Consider the following 372-nt stretch of genomic DNA (forward strand, 5'->3'; position numbering starts at 1 on the left):
AACGAGAGCATCACCATTTCTAAAAGGTGAATCTGTTAAACTGGCCACAGCGTAGTGGATAGAAGGCAAGCTAAACAACCAAAATAAGTCGGGATACTTTCTCAGCCCCAAATATACTGGATAGAAAATAAAGAACAAAAAGATACTTAAACCTATAATTCCAGAGCGCGCTAGTTTATCAATATAGTTATTGTGTAAATGCCCTTCTGAAATAAAGCCATAAGCCCTAGGTGTATACCCTGGTATATTCTCTTCAATATACTCACGATTCAATGACCCATGCCCTAATATAGGACTACTTTCAAAAAGTTCAATGCCAGCTTGATACATCTGCAACCTGAGACCTATTGATGAATTGAGGTCACCTTGTTC

The 372-nt window shown here is 38.2% G+C and carries 1 protein-coding gene; it reads right to left on the bottom strand.

Annotated features, from left to right (window positions below):
* A partial coding sequence (locus tag AB4486_RS24760; protein ID WP_372119337.1) for an O-antigen ligase family protein occupies positions 1 to 348 on the bottom strand: 348 nt, incomplete at its 3' end.
* Positions 349 to 372: the final 24 nt, after the last annotated feature.

Source organism: Vibrio sp. 10N.222.55.C6, assembly GCF_041473395.1.
Taxonomy (GTDB): domain Bacteria; phylum Pseudomonadota; class Gammaproteobacteria; order Enterobacterales; family Vibrionaceae; genus Vibrio; species Vibrio crassostreae_C.